This window comes from Thermomicrobiales bacterium (genome assembly GCA_023954495.1).
Lineage (GTDB): Bacteria > Chloroflexota > Chloroflexia > Thermomicrobiales > CFX8 > JAMLIA01.
On sequence record JAMLIA010000007.1, the window covers coordinates 33,749 to 52,024 of the forward strand.

Consider the following 18,276-nt stretch of genomic DNA (forward strand, 5'->3'; position numbering starts at 1 on the left):
CTCCTATCCCTGAACCGGCAGGCCGAGCCAGGCTTCCAGCAAGAATCGCCCACCTGCGAGCGAGCCAATCAGTAGCAATGCGACGACGAGCGCCAGTGTCGCTGCTCCGGCCAGATCCGCCGTCGTACGAGCACGATTCTCGCGCCGACCCAGCAACAACACGAAACCCAGCATCAGGCCGGACAGCACCGCAATCGCCGAGATCATCAGCAGCATCGACAACGGCACACGTAGCGGCCCCCACGTGGTCAGCACGACCGCAGCGACTCCGGCGTGCGCGAGCATGATCCAGCCGATGTCGCGCCAACCTGCGACGACGCGCCCGGGTCGGCGCGCCGACGGCGCGAACGCGATGTTACCGATCAGCAGCCAGACGAACACTGCCAGCGCTGTACCGGTGAGCAGGCCGGTCACGAGCCGGAGAATGTTCTGCGGTTGGTACAGATGCGCCAATCCGGCATCAACAAGCGTCGAGTTCACGCCGTCGAACGCCAGCGCGGCGATGCCGCCCACGAGAGCCAGGATGATGCCGCGCGAAGGTAACCCGCCGGTGCGCCAGCGCCCAAGCGCCAGCAGGGCGAGGGATGTCATCGCGACGCCGCCATAAATGCCGGTCATGCGCGCATCAAACGGCAGTCGCTGATCGCCAAAATAGAATGAATGAGTCGGCTGTTGGGCACACAACCCATGCAGCAACGCGAGCGACTTGGTCTCGACCGACCATGGCAATGCAAGGAACGCAATCGCCAACACCGCCCAGATCGAAACGAACACGACCGGCCAGCCGCGCGGGGCGCGTGCGACCAACGAGGCTCTCGAACGTTCTAGACGTAGGGACGCGTGACTGGTCATGCCGACTCCCAGATCGATTCCGATCGATCGAGACTATAGCAAACGAGCGTCGAAATCTTCCGGTTTCGTCGTCTCCTTGCGTGTACGTACACCTCATGGTACTGTTCGCACGTTGGGGTGTCTGTCCTGGTTATGTATCGCATTGTTCGCGCCGGTAGAAGCGCTACGACCGCGAGGCGAGCGCAACGCCTGGGTGGGGGTTCATGGTTCTCTCCAGACGCTTTTCGCGACGCGAGGTTCTCCGAATTGGTGGCGCAGCGACCGCGGCTGCGATGCTGCACGTGACACGCTGGCCATCGTTTGCCGGGGCGGCCGGTGCGCTCCGTTCGGAATGGCAGTTTGTGGACGGTCTGCCCACGTCTGGTGACTGGGAGTCACCAGTATTGCAGCCCGAATCGGGTTTCGACTCAGTTGACGTTTCATGGGATGCGGCGGCTAGCGACGACGAAGCGGTTGCCATCGCAGTCCGAGTCGGCGCGAAGGACGGCAGCTGGTCCGACTGGATCACCCTGCACCCGGATCATCACGGCGACACCGGCACCGAAACGCGCCGCTACGCCGCGCCAATCCTCTCACAAGGTGTGTCCGCGCAGGTGCGCGTTTCCGTAGCCGACGGCACTGGCCTCCGCGAGATCGTCGTTGGAACACTCGACACATCGTCAACAGCGGTCGGCAGCGCAATGACAGCTGACCAGGCGGTTGCGCAAGCAATACTCATCAATGGCATGATCATCCCCCGCTCCGGCTGGGGCGCTGACGAGAAGTTGCGCTTCAAGGATCAGGATCCCACAGGTCCAATGATCTGGCCGCCGAGCTATGCTCCGATTGAGAAGATCATCGTCCATCACACGGTGACAGAAAATAACCCGCCCGATCCGCTAGCAAGCATTCGCTCGGTCTACTACTACCACGCCATCACCCGCGGCTGGGGTGACATCGGCTACAACTTCCTGGTCGACTGGCAGGGACGCATTTACGAGGGCCGGTTCGGCGGGCCGAATGTTATCGGCGGGCACTCGCTGCAGTACAACAATGGCTCGATCGGCATCGCGCTGCTGGGAAATTTCGACGTCGCCAATCCGCCACAGGCGATGCTCGATGCCGTTGCATCAATCGTCTGGAATCGGGCACCGAATGTCGACGTCACCTCAGCCGCCGATTTCCACGACCTCGAAGATTGCCCGAACCTGTGCGGCCACCGCGATGTCCTTTCGACATCGTGCCCCGGCGACCTGTGCTACCCGCTGCTCCCGAGATTGCGCGGGACGATCGCTGGTACTGGCCCGATCTATCTCGCGCCGCCGGTGCAACCAGCACCTCCACCGCCCTCGGAGCCTTCTCCGTCCATCTCGGGCGGCCTGGAGGTCGTCTCGTGTGAGATCGGGCCGGCGACCATCTACCAGGGCAATCTGCTTGAGGTGCGGATGCAGGTCCGCAACAGCGGCGGCACGACGATCCGGTCGGGCGGACCGGAGCCGGGCTTTATCTACGACGAGGGACAGAACTTCGACACAGCCGGTTATCCGAAAGTCGAAGGCGAATACCGCATCACGCTGCAACAGCAGTCATGGACCGGCACGCCGAACCCGTGGCGCTGGGGACTTGGTGGCTCGCTTCCGGCGGGTGAAACGCGCACGATCACGGGCTTTGTCCGTCTGCGCTCGCTGGGCACCGATGAGTTTCGCGCTGCGGTTGTTCAGGAGTTCGTTGCCTACACGCACACCGGCCTCGCGCCAACTCGCGTCACCGTCGCCGCTCCGCCAGTCACGCCGGTCGCTCAGCAACGTGATCCGGGCACACGGTTCTTCGAGATCACCGGACACAACGTGCCATCCCAGTTTGCCGATTACTGGGACGCCAACGGCGGCGTTGAGCGCTTCGGCTATCCGCTCACCGAGGCATTTGTCGAGGTGTCCGAAACCGACGGTGGCAGCTATCTGACCCAGTATTTCGAGCGCGCTCGCTTCGAGTATCACCCCGAGTACATCGGCACCGATGATGAGGTGCTGCTCGGCCTGCTCGGAAGCGAGACAACGGTCAACCGCCGGAATGAACGCGCATTCCAGCGTGTCACGCCGTTCACCTCGGACGCCGATCATGGCTACTTCGACAAGACCGGCCACAGCCTGTCGAACGCGTTCAAGGCGTTCTGGGAGCGCAATGGCGGATTGCCAGTCTTCGGTTATCCAATCTCGGAAGAGTTCCGCGAGCAGTCCGAAACGGACGGTAAGGAACACATCGTCCAGTATTTCGAGCGCAATCGGTTCGAGTACCATCCCGACTACGCCGGAACGAAGGACGAGGTCATGCTCGGCCACCTCGCGCGTGAGGTCCTCATTCGCCGCGGCTGGATCAAGCGCGACGAGTAGGCTGACTCCTCTCTCCCGGTGTCGGTACAATCCGTCGCCGGGAGGGCAATGTGAGTCAGCAAGTTCACGATGTCATCGAACAGATCGAAGAGCACGCCCACGAGATGACCGTGCCGCCACAGGAGGCGGCGTCACGCGGTCGTGGGGTGCTGCTCGTGGCGCTTCTCGCGCTCGGCGCGTTTGTCTCGCTGCTCATCGCTGTGCGGCGCAACCCACGGATGGAGCGCGATGTCGTCGTCACACTGCGCATGCAGCGAATCCGCCACCCCGCCCTCTCGCGCATGCTGCACATCATCTCGTGGCCGGGGTTTCGGCCCCAGTCGTTGATCCTGCCCGGCGTCGCCACCAGTAGCGTCTGGCTGATGGGCTTCCGGCGCGATGCACGCTACATGGCCGCCGCCTGGCTGGCGTCGATGCTTTCGTTCACGACCAAGCTGCTGATCCAGCGCCCGCGTCCCGGCGGTGACGGCATCCAGGTCACAGAAGCAAAGCTGCGCGATTCGAGCTTCCCAAGCGGTCATGTTCTGCATTATGTCTGCTTCTGGGGCTTCTTCGCCTACCTGTGCTTCACGAAGATTCGTGGGCGCTGGTCGCGCTGGACACCGACAGCGGGGATCGCTTCGTTCATCAGTCTGGTCGGGCCGTCGCGCATTTACCTTGGGCACCACTGGCTGACCGACGTGTTGGCCAGCTATTCGCTCGGCACAGCATTTCTGGCGTCAATGATCGGTCTGCATCGGCGCCATGACGTCGATGCAGACCAGCAGTAGGCGATCACGCGGCTGCTAGCGCCACGGTGGCAAAGCGCCATATCGCCAGGTGTAGTAGGCGCGTCCGACGTTGCCCATTTCGATCTGCCACTCCGGCGCGTTGTCGGGCGTGAAGGTGAGCAAGCGACGCTCGAAGGCCTGCACGAGCACCCATGTCTGGACACCCGCCAGATTCGTGCGCACCCAGTACGGCTCGGTCAGCGGCAAGCCCACGCTCATCATCCAGTCGTTTGGCAACGACGCAAGGTAGTCATCAAACACAGCCGCGATGTTGTGGCCCAGCGTCGGTTCGTACGATCCATAGGTCGCTAGCTGCGCCAGATTCCCCAGATTCCAGACCGAGCCATCGGCACTCAGGACTTCGCTGATTCCGCGTCCGGCACGCGCGGGCGCTGAGCGATCCTGCTCGATCGAGGCGACGCTTCGCAGGCTGGCGTAGGTGGGGGCATCTCGGTTGTACGGCTTCTCGTCTCCGGCCAGCGGGACATCAGCCGAGCCGATGTTGATGAACAGATCATCGCCCACCTGCGCCTTGCCAAAGATCATGTCGCGGACCAGCAGACCAGCCGTCACGTGGGACGCACTATCGCCGGTCGCGTCGTTGACCTCCATGCGTGCCTTGTCGAAATAGTAGGACTGGCGGTCGCCGTTCGAGGACTCCTCGTACTGCTCGTTCTTCGCCAGCCAGGTGTCCGGCCCCCACAGCCAGGTTCGCTGGAGATCAGAGGTCGCCACCGGCCCGTCTGTCTCCCACCACAGCTGCTGCACCAGCGGATCTGCTGCGCGCAAGCCATCCGGCAACTGCTCGACCGGCACGACGACAGGCGCTGGTGTTGGCAATGGTGTCGGCGACGGAGACGGTGCTGGCGCGACCGGCGCGAATCGTGACGCGCCAGGCAGGTCGAGTTCGTCATTGCCGGTCGTCGTCGTGAAGCTCCAGTCGCGGACGAACGGCTGGCCGTTCGCTGTGCCCTCGATGTGGACATCGTAGGTCGTTCCCTGGGAGAGCGGGTTGTTTGCCGCGAGCTGGATTGTCTGACGCGTCAGCCAGCCAGACCCAATCGACGAGAACGACGGGACTGCAACGCCTCCGGTCGACATGCTGGCTTTCGTGAGTGTTAGATCACCTGCGCCGAAGTACTTCAGCGTGATCGGATAACCGACCGGGAACGACGCGCCAGGGAACGGATTCGGCGCTTCGCCCTCGAACGAGGTTCCGACACCAGTCGAACCCGCCGGTGGCCAGGCGGCCCACTCCGGGGTTGCCTGCTCATTCCATTTCTTCGTACCGAGGTCGATAATCTCAAACTTGATCTTGCCGTCGTTAACGGCTGCCAGACCAATGTCGGTATAGCGCGGATCAAGCAGCGTCAGACGGTGCCCGACGGTACCGATGAACCACTTTGTTGACCAGACCATCGAGCCGGAGATTCCTGCGTTTTCGTTGGCCCAGCCGTCGTACCCGGCGGCCTCAACGCGCTCCTGGAAGCTCTCGCCGGTGAAGCCGGGCCGCCCAACGGTTTCGTAGTGCAGACCCATGCCGGCCAACGACGGGTCGCCGAAGTTCTGCCGGTAATACTCGACATGCGCCTCGGCGGCTTTTTGCAACGCAGGGTCGATCGTCAGTGGTGCGACGCCGAGCCAGCTGCGCCAGGTGTTGATCAGCGCGAGCGACTCGACAATCTGAGGGTCATTCTCCTGTGCGGCGCGAGTCGGTGCTGCTGCCAGGACAAGCCCGAGCAAAAGTACGGCGGTGGCAGCGATTGACAGCGCACGCCCGGGAGTGGCAAATGTATGCGTACGTTCGCACATAAACATCCCCATTCCGTCTTCCCATGGCGGCGAATCATAACCTATTCGGACATGACTTTGCCGTTTCGAATGCATCACGATTTGCAGCAGATCACCTATCATGCAGCAATCGTTCGCTCTCAAACGACTGGAGAACCGCAGATGGCCCACCCAACCGACAACCGACACCCCGATCCTGCAAGCGACGCGGGACGCCACCCGGGCGGCTTCTGGGTGCAGCCCGAAGAGGCCGAAGGTTCCCCGAGGTTCGCCGCGTATTACTACTCGGTCGAAGCGTTGCCGAAGATCCAGCCCGCGCCGGGCGTCGAGATGAGCATGATGGTCGGCGGGGCAATGATGGCGAACTGGGTGCGCATCGAGCCCAACGCCGGCATTCCCATGCACAGCCACCCGCACGAGCAGCTCGGTCTGGTGCTCGAGGGCGAGATCGAAATGAGCATCGACGGCGATACGCGCATCTGCCGCCCCGGCGATGCGTACACCATTCCGGGCGAGATTCCGCATAGCGGCAAGGCCGGACCAAATGGGTGCCTCGTGCTGGATCTGTTCAGTCCACCACGCGAGGATTACATCGCTCAGGTATCGAAGCAGGGCTAGCGCCAACGGGCAGTCCGGTTTAGCATGTTATGGTGATAGCGTGATGCCGGTCGGGGGCCGGTCGCGCAGTTCCGTAAACATGCCAGCACAGGGAGAGAGCCGTGGGCCAGCTCATTGTCGGCAGACCCGCTCCGCGACAATTCGTTGCCGTCTCTGCACCACTCGCGTTGACATCTGCCATTTCACTCGCGTTCCGCGCCGGATACGCGGTCGATCAGGAAGACTCCGCACTCGATCCGTGGCTCGTTGATGCCTGGCGCGGGTTGGATGAAGACCTGCGGCACGACCTCGACCTGCTCCTTGGTTTTTCTGGTCGCCTGCTCTACTACGTCGAGGAAATGCTGTTCGCGTTTGATGCGCTCGCCCCCGAGCAACTGAACGCCTCGTTTGACGATTACCTGTCTTTTCTCCGCAACCTGCCCGCGCAGCGCTTCAAGGACATGGCGGCGCGCAGCGTCGTCCGCGTCTATCGCGACCGCGGCCTCGCTGAGGAGCCGCCCGCGGACGATGACCCGCACGACTGGCGTATGTTTTTGCGACCTGCCATCACCCGCGCCAACATAGACGAGGCCGTATCGCTGGTCATATCACCGGGGCAGTTGAAGCTGCGAACGCTGGCCCTGCTTGAAGGCTTCTGGCGCGATGTGTTTGCGGACGAATATCGCGCCACCTTGCCCGACCTGCGCCGGGTCGTCCGCGTTGCGCAGACCCTGACGCATGGTAGTTCCGCGCAGCAGACGTTTGCAGAATTGACTGGGCACCGACTACCGGATGAAATCAGCAGCCGGCTGCGGGACGTCGATCAAGTGATTTTCAGTCCTTCGACCCGCCTCGGCCAGTTCATCCAGTACGTCCTATATCCACCAGTACTCATCCTGTATTTCAATCCAGCGACAGTGATCGAGCGGCGCTCCGGCCAGGTCCGCATGCCGGTTGATGACGAGGCGCTCTCAACGACGCAACTGCTCGAAGGCTTCCGCGCGCTGTCCGATCCGTCGCGCATGCGGATCGTCGAGATGCTGCGTGATGGCGAACTCTATGCGCAAGAGATTGTGGCCCAGTTGGGCATCAGCCAGTCCGCCGTGTCGCGCCACCTCAGCACACTCGAATCGGCCGACCTGGTGACTGTCCGCCCGACGAACGGCATGAAGTACTACGCAATCTACCGTGAACGGCTGAACGCATTGGCGGCGCGGCTCGTGTCTCTTGCCGACAGTGCGCAAGGCTGATCCGCCAGACCCGCCCGAGGGGGAGACCAGATGACATCAGAGAACGCAACGCGCTGGCTAACGCCGGACATTGGCCTGATCGATCTGTATTTTCAGGACACGCCTCATGTCATCGGCGCATATCTGCTGCCGACCGACGACGGCCTGGCCCTGATCGAGTGCGGCCCGTCGACGACATTAGGTGCGCTGGAGGCTGGCGTTCAGGCACTGGGTCACGATCTGGCGGATGTCCGACATCTGCTGGTGACGCACATTCATCTGGATCACGCCGGGGCGGCTGGCGTGTTGCTGGATCGTCTGCCGAACGCGCGGCTATACGTCCACGAAATCGGCGCGCCGCACATGGTTGATCCCGCGAACCTGGTGCGCAGCGCAACCCGCATCTACACCGATCGAATGGATCTGCTCTGGGGCGAAATCCGGCCAGTTGATGCCAACCGGCTGCAGGTCGTCGCCGATAACGACGTGTTGACGCTCGGCGGTCGATCGCTGACCGCGCTGTACACGCCCGGCCACGCTTCGCATCACCTCGCATTTCATGATGCCACCAACAATTTCGTCTTCAGCGGCGATGTCGCCGGGGTTCGCATTCCGCCGGCAACAGAAGTCTGGCCGCCAACTCCGCCGCCGGACATCACGATCGAGGGCTGGCACACCAGCATCGACCGGCTGCGCGAGGTCGCGCCGGATCAGCTGCTGCTGACGCACTTCGGGCCGTGGAGCGATGTCGCGTCGCACCTTGACCAACTCAAAGCCAGACTCGATGAGTGGGTAGTGCTGGTCGAAGGCTGGGTGAAGGACGGACTCGACCGCGATGCGCTGATCGCGAAGCTGGCCGATACCGTGCACACCGAAATGGTGCAGCATGGCAGCGAAAACCTCGAAGCGATGTTTGAGCTGACGACACCGCACTGGATGTCGATCGACGGTCTCGTACGCTACCTGCGAAAGTCCGGCCGCATCAGCTCCGACTAGCCGTGTCGAGAGCAGGCCAGCAGGTGCCCTGCTTCAGGATCGCTGACGACGGATACCAGCGTTCGCGGATGTTTCCCACGAGATACAGCGAGCCGGTCACGATCACAAGGTCGTCATCGTGTGCACGCCCCAGCGCCGCACTGATGGCAGCCTGCGGATCGGGGATGACGAGCGTTTCGACATCACCGGGCGCTTCGGCGGCGATCTCGTCGGCGTCCATCGCCGGCTTGGCCAGCACCTGCGGCATAGATGCGATAACGAGATCGGCCAGAGGCGCGAGCGCGCCGATCATCTCGCGGTGCGACTTTGACTCCAGCGCGCCGAACACGACGATCTTGCGCCGCCCCGGGTAGATCAACTGCAGGTTGTGGACGAGTGACGCCACCTTGTCCGGGTTGTGCGCGCCATCCAGCAATACGAGCGGATTCTGCTGCACAACCTCCATGCGACCCGGGAAGCGCGCATCGGCAAGTCCACTCCGGATTGCGTCCATTGTGAGCCGGTCACCCGCAAATTTGCGAGCGATCTCGACAGCCATCGCTCCGTTGCTCGCCTGAAACTCGCCCGGCAGCTCCACTCGCAGCCGCTCACCACTCGCAGCGTCAACGAAGGACGTGCCGGTTGATTCAGTGCGCACGTCGCTGTAACGCTCGCCGTTGCGAATATGAACAAGCTCAACGCCGACGACGCGCGCCTCTTCTTCGATCACAGCCAGCGATTCAGGATCGGTGACGCCGGTGACGGCAGTTGAACCGGGCTTGATGATGCCGGCCTTGTGCCAGGCGATCTCCGGCAGTGTCGATCCGAGCGTCACTGTGTGGTCCAGCCCGACGCTGGTGATCGCGGCGACATCCGGCTCAATCACGTTCGTCACGTCGAATCTGCCGCCCGCGCCAACTTCGATGACACCGACATCCACGTGCTCTTCAGCGAAGTAGCGCAGCACCATCGCGACCCAGAATTCACCGTAGTTCGGTCGCTCGTGCCCGTCAGCAACCCATGCCTCGATGCTCTGACGCATGTCATCGACAAGGCGTTCGTAACGATGCGGCGCAATGAGTTGCCCGTTGATCTGCAGCTTCTCGGTCGCAACCTGCAAATAGGGCGAGACGTGCGTCCCGACGCGATACCCAGCGGCGGACAGGATTGATGATGTCAGCGTCGTCGTCGAACCTTTGCCGGATGTCCCGGTGATGTGGATCGTTCGGTAGGTACGCTGCGGATTCCCGAGGTACTCCAGAAACGCGCGCAGTCGCGCCAGCCGCGCAACAGCTCGCGCCCGGATCTCGGCAGGTGGCGTGCCGGGCGGTGGCGATGGCGGACCGAAGATCAAACCGTTGACGTACTGTTCGGCACGCGCATATGCCGCAGCAGCGTCATCCACCGCCGCAACCGCCTGCGATACGTCCCGAGAATCGTCGTTCACGCCCACTCCACCATCTCACTCATTCTGCCGGCCTCTTTGCTGATTGTACTGGCGTTCCAGCCATTCAGACGGTCCAGACCGTATACTTACTCTGCACACGAGCAAAGGAGCTCGCGATGTCTTCTACACCACGACGTCAAGCTACAAGCCAGCATCGACGCAACGTTGCCCGCAGTATGATCGGGGCAGTCGCTGCCATGCTCGGGCTCCTCATTCTTCTGGCCTCTCCTGCCGCTGCTGACTCGCAGACGCGCGTCGGAAAGTTGCGCATCGACGGAACAATCACGCCGGTCATGGCGACCTACGTCGGACGTGGCATCGATCGTGCCGCCGAGCGCGGCGATCACGCGATCATCATCGAGATGAACACGCCAGGCGGGCTCTCGTCAGCCATGGACGATATTGTCAGCGACATTCTGAACGCACCTATTCCCGTGATCGTCTGGGTCGCGCCGGACGGAGCGCGAGCGGCGTCAGCTGGTGTCTACATCACCTATGCCGCGCACGTCGCCGCGATGGCGCCGGCGACCAACATCGGTTCGGCGACGCCGGTGCAGATCGGCGACGACGGTCAGGTCAGCGACACGCCGACGGCAATGGAGCGCAAGATCGTCAACGACGCAGTCGCCAAGATCCGTTCGCTCGCCGAGCTTCGCGGACGTAACGGTGACTGGGCGGAAGACTCCGTCCGCGAGGCGGCGAACGTCCGCGCCAGTGAGGCAGTCGAGCTCGGCGTCGTCGATTTCATTGCTGCGACGCAGGACGAGCTCCTTCAACAGGCTGACGGCATGACGGTCGCCGTCGCCGGACAGCAGGTCACACTCACGACCGCCGATGCACAGGTCGCGACGATCGACATGTCGTTCTTCGAGCGGCTGCTCCAGGTACTGACCGATCCGAATATCGCCTACATCCTGCTGAGCCTCGGATCACTGGCGATCATCTTCGAGATCGCCAATCCGGGTGGCATTGGTCCGGGAGCAATCGGCGTCATCCTGCTGCTGGGCGGCTTCTACGGCCTCGGCACGATCAACTCGAACTGGGCCGGACTGGCCTTGATGGTCCTCGCCTTCGTGTTGTTTGCACTTGACGTCTTCCTGACGACGCACGGCGTGCTGACGATAAGCGGTGTTGCTGCGTTCCTGTTCGGCTCGTTGCTGCTCTCCAACACGCGCAACCCCGACGTGCTGAACGTGTCGCGCAACGTGATCTTCGCGATGACGGCAATGGTTACGCTCTTCTTCGCCTTCATCGTGACGGCGGTCGTCCGAATCAGAAAGAAGCCAGCGGTGACCGGAACGCCGGCAATGGTTGGCACAGTCGGAGTTGCGCGCACCAACCTGCGCCCGACGGGCATGGTGTTCATCTTCGGCGAGCTGTGGCAGGCACGTTCGGAGTCCCCTGTCGAAAAAGGCGAATCTGTGTGCGTGGTCGCCATTGAAGGATTGGAGCTTCTCGTCGCACCGGTTGAATCAGAATCCGGCAGCACACCGCCCGTTGCACCAAGCCTGAACCCGAGCAGCTAACGCACTGCGCTGCGAGGAAACCGGCCCGACAATTGCGTGAATTCGAGTTATGTTAGGAGCAGGTCAACAATGGATACTGGCATTCTGGTCGCCGTTGGCGCGATCATCCTCTTTCTGATCATCCTTGTATCGGCCACGATCAAGGTCGTGCAGGAGTACGAGCGCGGTGTCGTCTTCCGGCTCGGACGCCTCGCCGGTGCGCGCGGCCCCGGCCTGATCCTGCTGGTGCCGTTCGTCGAGCGCATGATCCGCGTCGATCTCCGGACGTTGACGATGGACATTCCACGTCAGGAGGTCATCACGCGCGACAACGTGACGGTCAACGTGAATGCTGTCGCCTACTTCCGCGTCGTCGATGCGGGCATGGCGATGGTCAATATTGCCGACTACGTCCGCGCGACATCGCAGATCGCCCAGACGACGCTACGGTCGATCCTCGGGCAGGTTGAGCTGGATGAGCTGCTGGCAGAACGCGAAATCATCAACCAGAAATTGCAGGCCATCATCGACGAGCAGACCGAGCCATGGGGCGTCAAGGTCAGTGTCGTCGAGATTAAGGATGTCGAACTGCCCGAGTCGATGCAGCGCGCGATGGCCCGCCAGGCAGAGGCAGAGCGCGAGAAGCGCGCCAAGATCATCCACGCCGAAGGTGAAGCGCTGGCGGCCCAGCAGCTCCACAACGCTGCGTCGATCATCGCCACCGAGCCGACTGCACTCCAACTACGCTATCTGCAGACGCTCACCGAGGTTGCCTCGGAGAAGAACTCGACCATCCTGTTCCCGGTGCCGATCGATCTCATCAGCGCGTTTATGGGCCTGGCGCAGAGCGGCGGCGACGACGATCGCCCCAAGACACCACAACCGGCGGTGTCAACGACTCCTGAGGAGACTGCGTCTTGAGCCGATCAGATCTGGCCGTGTCGCGGTGGAAGGAACGACTGACGCCGATCACGGTCAATGGCCTGCGCACGTTCGTCCTCGATGAGGGTGTCGGCGATCCCGTGGTCTTCCTGCACGGCATCCCCACATCCAGCTTTCTCTGGCGAGATGTAGTGCCGGTCGTGGCACTGGAGCGTCGCTGCATCGTGCCGGACCTACTGGGATTCGGACTGGCGGATCGACCAGACACAGCCGACCTCTCCCCAGATGGACAGGCGGCATTCCTTACCGGTGTGCTGGATGCATTGGGCGCAGAGCGTGTGGCGCTCGTTGGACACGATTACGGCGCACTCGTCGCCTGCGAATTTCTGGCGCGCAGTCCGGAGCGTGTCAGCGCAATGGTCGTGACCAACACCAGCGTCTGGCTCGACGACTGGAAGTCCTCATCACTCTCGCCGCTCCGGATGATCAACGCGCCGGTTGTCGGCAAGATCGCCACTTTCGCTGCACGCCCGTTCATGCTGAAGCAGGCATTCCGCTTCTATGTCGACGAGGTGGACCGTCTTACTGACGAGGTGATGGCGGTCTACTGGCACCCGTTCACCGACGGATTCTGGAATGTGCTGCGCCGCCTCAATGAGATTGACGGTATGACGTCGGGTGAGTTCCATCGCTGGCGTGAGGCGCTCTACAACTTCCAGGGGCCGGGGCTGGTGGCGTGGGGAGCGAACGACCCAACGTTCCCGCCGAATCGCGGCGCGGAGATCGGCAAGCTCCTGCACGACAGCCGCACGGACATCTTTGAGCACGCCAACCACTTCCTCCCGGTAGACAGGCCGGACGCGCTGGGTCGCCTGATCGTCGCATTCCTGAACGGATCACTGCTGCGCTAGCGCGTCGCCGTCGGCGAAATCCGCAGACTTGCGGCCCACAAACGCATCGCCCATTCGCTGCGCCTCGCCATAGACGAGGCGCAGCGGTGCATCGGCACTGCGGGCGATCTCCAGGCAGTCGGCGTATTCCGGGGTAGCTTCGACCACCCGCTCGTGCCAGAACTTCAGCTTCAGCCGTACGTCGCCCCAACGCGTCGCGACACTCACCCAGGCCCGACCGGCGCGCGTGCGATCGATCGCCGTGGCGCGAACGCCGAAGGTGCTGCTGTTGTCGAACAGCACATCCTCAATCGCCCCGCGTCGCTCGCTGGCGATAATCGCGCTGACGATCACTGCCGGTCGTCCTCGCTTCATCACAATCGGCGTCAGATAGGCATCGAGCGCTCCAGCGGCAAACAACCGCTCCAGGAGCAGCTCGTAGAACTCCGGGTTCATGTCGTCGATATTGGCTTCGATCAGCAGCTCAGTGTCCAGCCCCGGCGCAGCATCTCCGGTCTCGTCCGTAACCATCTCGCCGAGCCAGATCCGCAGCGCATTGGGCCACGGCAACTCGCGTTGGCCGAATCCGTAACCAACTGCGGTCGATCGGAAGGCGGGGCGCTCAAACTCAGCCAACGTGGTCAGAATTGTCGCGCCGGTCGGCGTTAGCAGCTCGGCCTGCACGTCGGCATCAATCGACGGCGCGCCTGACCGAGCCAGCAACGCTGCCGTGGCCGGTGCGGGAATGGGGATCGTCCCGTGCTGAGATTGCGCGAAGCCGCGACCCAATGCCGGTGGCCCGGAGTACACGCGCTCGATACCCATCAGGTGCAACGCAGCGGCAGTACCGACGATGTCAACGATCGCGTCGACACCGCCAACCTCGTGGAAGTGGACGCGGTCAACGGACGTGCCGTGAATCTGCGCTTCGACTTCGGCTAGCGAGCGGAACATGGCGAGCGCGGCAGCACGCACCGGATCCGGCAAGTCAGCCCGCACTAACAGATCGCGAATGGCACTCCAGTCACGCGGCTCGGGGTCGCCTTCCACGATCACCCGCACGCGGGTACCGTGAATGCCATGCTGTGATGCGCCTTCGGATCGCAGCTCCCAACCAGGCAGCCGGAGGCCACGCAGCACTTCATTTAGGTCGCCGATTGACAGCCCGGCGTCGAGAAACGCGCCGAGCACCATATCGCCGCTGGCACCTGAATATGGATCGAACCAGACGATGCGCACGTGATCTCCCCTCCCCGATCAGGCCATACCCGGTCAGGTTAGAGGATACTCGTCAACAGGTCAGGTGAAACTATGTCTGTGGGATGTCCGTTCCGGCGGCTGCCCGGCGACGCGCGGCATGCTCAACGTGGAGCTGTCCGCACGCCGCTGCAATCTCGACGCCGCGCGAATAGCGAACAGTCGCCGGAATGCCGGCCTGGCTGAGGATGCCTGCGAAGTGGTTGATCACGTCTTCGGCGGGGCGCTCGTAGGGATACGCGGGCGTCGGGTTGTACGGGATCAGGTTGACGTGGCAACGCAGATTCCGCAGTTGGCGCGCAAGCTGCCGCGCGTCCTCGTCGCGGGTGTTGACCCCGTTCAGCATCGCGTACTCGAACGACACTCGGCGTCCAGTTGTGCCGATGTAGCGTCGCACCGCTCCGATGAGATCGGCCAACGGCCAGCGGCGATTGAGCGGCACCAGCTCCGAACGCAACTCGTCATTGCCGGCGTGGATCGAGATCGCCAGATTAACCTGGTATGGCTCGTCAGCCAGCTTCTCGATAAATGGGACAACACCAGAGGTCGAGATCGTGATCCGGCGTGCGCCGAAGCCCAGCCCGACCGGATCGTGGATGATGGCGATCATCTTCATGACGTTGTCGTAGTTGTGGAACGGCTCGCCCATGCCCATCATCACGAGGTTGGTCAGTGGTCGCCCCTTCTCGGCAGCGCGGCGAGCCATATCGACGACCTGCGCGACCATCTCGCCAGCGCTGAGGTTGCGCTGCAAGCCCATCAGTCCGGTCGCGCAGAATGAGCAACCAACCGCGCATCCAACCTGACACGAGACGCACACCGTCGCGCGATCGGGATAGAACATCAGCACCGTTTCGAGCGTCTGCCCATCGGCGGTCTGATAAAGCACCTTGAGCGTTTCGCCGTCGTCAGTCCACCACTCCTGCAGGGGAGTCAGCGCCGCAAACGGCAGATCCTCGTTCAGCCGCTCACGTAGTGCTTTCGGCAGAACCGTGACTGCGTCGTAGCTCGTGACATGCTGCCGGTATACCCACGAGAACAGTTGCCGGGCACGGTATGCCGGCGCACCCCGTTCGGTGAACCACGCCTCCAGTTCATCAAGCTGAAACTCGTAGACATTCGACGGCACGAACCGCCCATTTCGGGCGACTGGCCGCATCACTAACTGTGGTTCCGGGGTGGTCTGTTCGATGCTCTTCATTCTGGAAATGATACCAGTCGTCGCAACGCTTATGTCGACTGCGAATACATAATAGTCCGTTGCGACAGCACGAGGGACGGGCCCGTCACTTCGTTCAGGATCACAGAGGATTGGGCTGGAGCGTGGTGACAGTCGTCCGTGTCGGGCGGGTGGGAGATCTTTCGGTTGCGACCTCAAGATGACAGGACGAAGGGTTTGCTTCCAAGCCAGCAGTTCGTCGGTGCCAGCAATGGCGAGTAGTCGGATCCGATAGCCACCTCCTTGTCCTGTCATCTTGGTCGCAACCGAAGATCTCCACCCGCCCGCCTCAGTCCAATGCCGGAAAGAATTCGCGCGTGTGCGATCAAGACAACCTGCGCTGATCACCCGCTGGAGTTGACAGCCCAGCACGTGGCGGGTATTGAGCACCAACATGAAGTCTGGCTTGGGCAGCGCGCCTGAGCACAGGACAGTCGATGGAATTGAGATACGAGGGAGCGCCAGTGGCAACTGACTGGAGCGCGGTCGACGAGCTGGTTGGGACTATCGAATCTGCGTCCGGGGGGACGGTCGGCATCGCCGTCATCGGGCCGAATGGCGAGCGTTGGAGCCACAACGGCGACCGGCAGTTCCGCGCCGCCAGCACGATGAAGATCCCGCTGATGATCGAGATTTTCCGCCAGATCGATCGCGGCGAACGCACGCTCAACGATCCGTACACGCTCACGGCTGACGACAAAGCGATTGGCAGTGGTGTGCTGCTGCACTTGCATGACGGCATCGGAATCACGCTCAACGACATCATCTACCTGATGATCTCGATCAGCGACAACACTGCGACCAACATCCTGATTGATATGGCCGGGATGGACGAGGTCAATGCTCTCATGCGTGAGCTTGAGATGCCGAACTCAACACTCGGGCGCAAGATGAAGGGCCGCCCCGCCGTCGCCGGTGAGCAGGAGAACTTCGCCACACCCGACGATTACGCGAACGTTGTTGCGTCATTGTTCGATGGCACCGCAGCATCGCCGACCAGTTGCGATGCGATGATCGAAATGTTGACGCGCCAGCAGAACCCGCGCCGTATCCCGCGCTACCTGCCAGAGAGCGACGACATACGCTGGGGCACGAAGACCGGCAGCATTAAGGGCGTCACCAACGACGTCGGTTTTGTCGAGACACCGGCCGGTCGGACGATCGTCGCCGCGTTCTGCGAGGACTTCCCGGACCAGCATGATGGCGAGTTCGCGATCGGCGAGCTCAGCCGCGCGGCGATGAACGCGTGTGGCACGTGGCCGGCTGGCGACGCGTCCGGATCATGACGGGCAGTTCCCGGCCTCGAAGGCATTGAGCGAGCGCTCGGTGAGTGTCCAGCGCCAGGTGCCGTCCAGCTTGACCACGTCGTAGAACGCCTCTCGGTCGTTCTCGCCCTGAGTGAAGCGGACCTTGACTTCGCGTGCTTCGACCTCACCGAGCCACGGAATGTCCTTACTGACCTCACTGGACTTGAGGATCTTGAGGTTCTCAATCGATGGATCGTTCTTCGCTTCGCCATCAACACCGCAGCGGATGAAGAGATCCTTGGGGACCACGCGCTGCTGGGCGGGGTGCAGCGAGCCCCAGGCACCGGCGTAATCGCTGATGGACAACGAGGTCACGATGTCCTTGACCGCATCGCCAGCGCCATCGTCGCCTCCGCCACAGCCCGACAGGACAATCGCGACAAGGACGACGAGCAATAGCATTCTTCTCACGGACGAACTCCCCATCAACGCTGTCAAACAAGAGGGCAATTGCCACCGGCGTGACCTGACCGCTCATGCGCGATTGTTCCATACAGACGGAGTGAAGCGACCCGCTGCAAAGCGGTCAAGGTTGTGATACGTTACACAGCAGCGCGCCGGTGCGTGGGCGCGCGGGTGGGTGGACGAATCCGAGGTATGAAAAGCATGTCCGAGATCCGGGAGATGGTCGATACGACGTCCCGTTCCAGGGGCGGTCGATGGCGGACACTGGTCCTAGCGGTCGTAGCGTTGCTTGCAGTTGCTGCAATCACCGCAGCATGCGCAGGTGGCGACGATAGTGGCACGTCGATGGAGACGCTGGCGACGATGGAGGCACGCAACAGTGCCGGCCCGACCACGGCCCCGTCGGATGGCTCACCGGAGGCACCTCCTGAGGAGAGCAGCCCGGTCGTACTTCCTGACGGCAACGCTGACAATGGCAAGGCCCTCGCCACAAGCATGGGGTGCGTTGCCTGCCACTCAGTGGATGGCTCCAAGATGACCGGTCCGACCTGGCAAGGTCTGTATGGCCACGAGGTCACGCTGGACGACGGCTCGACAGTGACCGCCGACGTTACCTACCTGCACGATGCCATCATGAGCCCGAACAAGCAGGTCGTGGACGGTTACTCGCCGATCATGCCGGACTTCTCAGCGCAGCTCGACGACCAGAAGGTCGCCGACATCATCGCCTACATTCAGTCGCTGCAATAGCCCGACAGATCATCACTGACTACGAAGCGGG

Annotated in this window: 16 protein-coding genes; 10 read left to right on the plus strand and 6 right to left on the minus strand. The window is 62.5% G+C overall.

What is annotated here, in order from left to right; translation table 11 throughout:
- Nucleotides 1–3: 3 nt before the first annotated feature.
- On the minus strand, nucleotides 4–807 hold the full coding sequence (locus M9890_02540; protein MCO5175837.1) for a DUF2085 domain-containing protein: 804 nt from the start codon (nucleotides 805–807) through the stop codon (nucleotides 4–6).
- Between the two features lie 248 nt (nucleotides 808–1,055).
- Between M9890_02540 and M9890_02545 the strand changes: the two genes are divergently transcribed.
- A complete protein-coding gene (locus M9890_02545) occupies nucleotides 1,056–3,221 on the plus strand; it encodes an N-acetylmuramoyl-L-alanine amidase (GenBank protein MCO5175838.1) in 2,166 nt (721 codons plus the stop codon).
- Between the two features lie 50 nt (nucleotides 3,222–3,271).
- Nucleotides 3,272–3,991, plus strand: a complete 720-nt coding sequence (locus tag M9890_02550) for a phosphatase PAP2 family protein (protein ID MCO5175839.1) — start codon at nucleotides 3,272–3,274, stop codon at nucleotides 3,989–3,991.
- A 15-nt stretch (nucleotides 3,992–4,006) separates the two neighbouring features.
- Here the strand turns inward: M9890_02550 and M9890_02555 are convergent, their stop codons facing one another.
- A complete protein-coding gene (locus M9890_02555; protein ID MCO5175840.1) occupies nucleotides 4,007–5,803 on the minus strand; it encodes a CAP domain-containing protein in 1,797 nt (598 codons plus the stop codon).
- Between the two features lie 141 nt (nucleotides 5,804–5,944).
- Between M9890_02555 and M9890_02560 the strand changes: the two genes are divergently transcribed.
- From M9890_02560 to M9890_02570, 3 genes are all read left to right on the plus strand, one after another.
- On the plus strand, nucleotides 5,945–6,400 hold the full coding sequence (locus tag M9890_02560; GenBank protein MCO5175841.1) for a cupin domain-containing protein: 456 nt from the start codon (nucleotides 5,945–5,947) through the stop codon (nucleotides 6,398–6,400).
- Between the two features lie 101 nt (nucleotides 6,401–6,501).
- On the plus strand, nucleotides 6,502–7,629 hold the full coding sequence (locus M9890_02565) for a metalloregulator ArsR/SmtB family transcription factor (GenBank protein ID MCO5175842.1): 1,128 nt from the start codon (nucleotides 6,502–6,504) through the stop codon (nucleotides 7,627–7,629).
- A gap of 30 nt (nucleotides 7,630–7,659) precedes the next feature.
- The gene (locus M9890_02570; GenBank protein MCO5175843.1) at nucleotides 7,660–8,604 is read left to right on the plus strand and encodes an MBL fold metallo-hydrolase; all 945 of its coding nucleotides are present in this window, start codon (nucleotides 7,660–7,662) and stop codon (nucleotides 8,602–8,604) included.
- On the opposite strand, the gene M9890_02575 is transcribed toward M9890_02570, so the two are convergent.
- Nucleotides 8,591–10,030 (minus strand): bifunctional folylpolyglutamate synthase/dihydrofolate synthase, encoded by a 1,440-nt coding sequence (locus M9890_02575; GenBank protein ID MCO5175844.1) that lies wholly within the window; start codon nucleotides 10,028–10,030, stop codon nucleotides 8,591–8,593. The genes M9890_02570 and M9890_02575 overlap by 14 nt on opposite strands.
- A gap of 116 nt (nucleotides 10,031–10,146) precedes the next feature.
- Here M9890_02575 and M9890_02580 point away from each other — a divergent pair, with 116 nt between their 5' ends.
- From M9890_02580 to M9890_02590, 3 genes are all read left to right on the plus strand, one after another.
- Nucleotides 10,147–11,556: a nodulation protein NfeD gene (locus M9890_02580; GenBank protein MCO5175845.1), complete on the plus strand. Its 1,410-nt coding sequence runs from the start codon at nucleotides 10,147–10,149 to the stop codon at nucleotides 11,554–11,556.
- 69 nt (nucleotides 11,557–11,625) lie between these two features.
- Nucleotides 11,626–12,456: a slipin family protein gene (locus M9890_02585; protein MCO5175846.1), complete on the plus strand. Its 831-nt coding sequence runs from the start codon at nucleotides 11,626–11,628 to the stop codon at nucleotides 12,454–12,456.
- The gene (locus M9890_02590; GenBank protein MCO5175847.1) at nucleotides 12,453–13,328 is read left to right on the plus strand and encodes an alpha/beta fold hydrolase; all 876 of its coding nucleotides are present in this window, start codon (nucleotides 12,453–12,455) and stop codon (nucleotides 13,326–13,328) included. Before M9890_02585 ends, M9890_02590 begins: the two co-directional genes overlap by 4 nt.
- On the opposite strand, the gene larC is transcribed toward M9890_02590, so the two are convergent.
- Together larC and rlmN are read right to left on the minus strand one after the other, a co-directional pair.
- The gene (gene larC, locus M9890_02595; GenBank protein MCO5175848.1) at nucleotides 13,314–14,546 is read right to left on the minus strand and encodes a nickel pincer cofactor biosynthesis protein LarC; all 1,233 of its coding nucleotides are present in this window, start codon (nucleotides 14,544–14,546) and stop codon (nucleotides 13,314–13,316) included. The two genes, M9890_02590 and larC, sit on opposite strands and share 15 nt — an antisense overlap.
- Nucleotides 14,547–14,616: 70 nt before the next feature.
- The gene (rlmN, locus tag M9890_02600; GenBank protein ID MCO5175849.1) at nucleotides 14,617–15,693 is read right to left on the minus strand and encodes a 23S rRNA (adenine(2503)-C(2))-methyltransferase RlmN; all 1,077 of its coding nucleotides are present in this window, start codon (nucleotides 15,691–15,693) and stop codon (nucleotides 14,617–14,619) included.
- A gap of 554 nt (nucleotides 15,694–16,247) precedes the next feature.
- On the opposite strand from rlmN, the gene M9890_02605 reads away from it, so the two are divergent.
- Nucleotides 16,248–17,069 carry a class A beta-lactamase-related serine hydrolase gene (locus tag M9890_02605; GenBank protein MCO5175850.1) on the plus strand — a complete coding sequence of 274 codons (822 nt, stop codon included), beginning with the start codon at nucleotides 16,248–16,250 and terminating at the stop codon, nucleotides 17,067–17,069.
- Here M9890_02605 and M9890_02610 read toward each other — a convergent pair.
- Complete coding sequence (locus M9890_02610) at nucleotides 17,064–17,492, minus strand: DUF4878 domain-containing protein (protein MCO5175851.1); 429 nt, start codon at nucleotides 17,490–17,492, stop codon at nucleotides 17,064–17,066. The two genes, M9890_02605 and M9890_02610, sit on opposite strands and share 6 nt — an antisense overlap.
- 204 nt (nucleotides 17,493–17,696) lie before the next feature.
- Here M9890_02610 and M9890_02615 point away from each other — a divergent pair, with 204 nt between their 5' ends.
- Entirely contained in the window at nucleotides 17,697–18,245 is a 549-nt protein-coding gene (locus tag M9890_02615) for a cytochrome c (GenBank protein ID MCO5175852.1), read from the plus strand.
- Nucleotides 18,246–18,276: the final 31 nt, after the last annotated feature.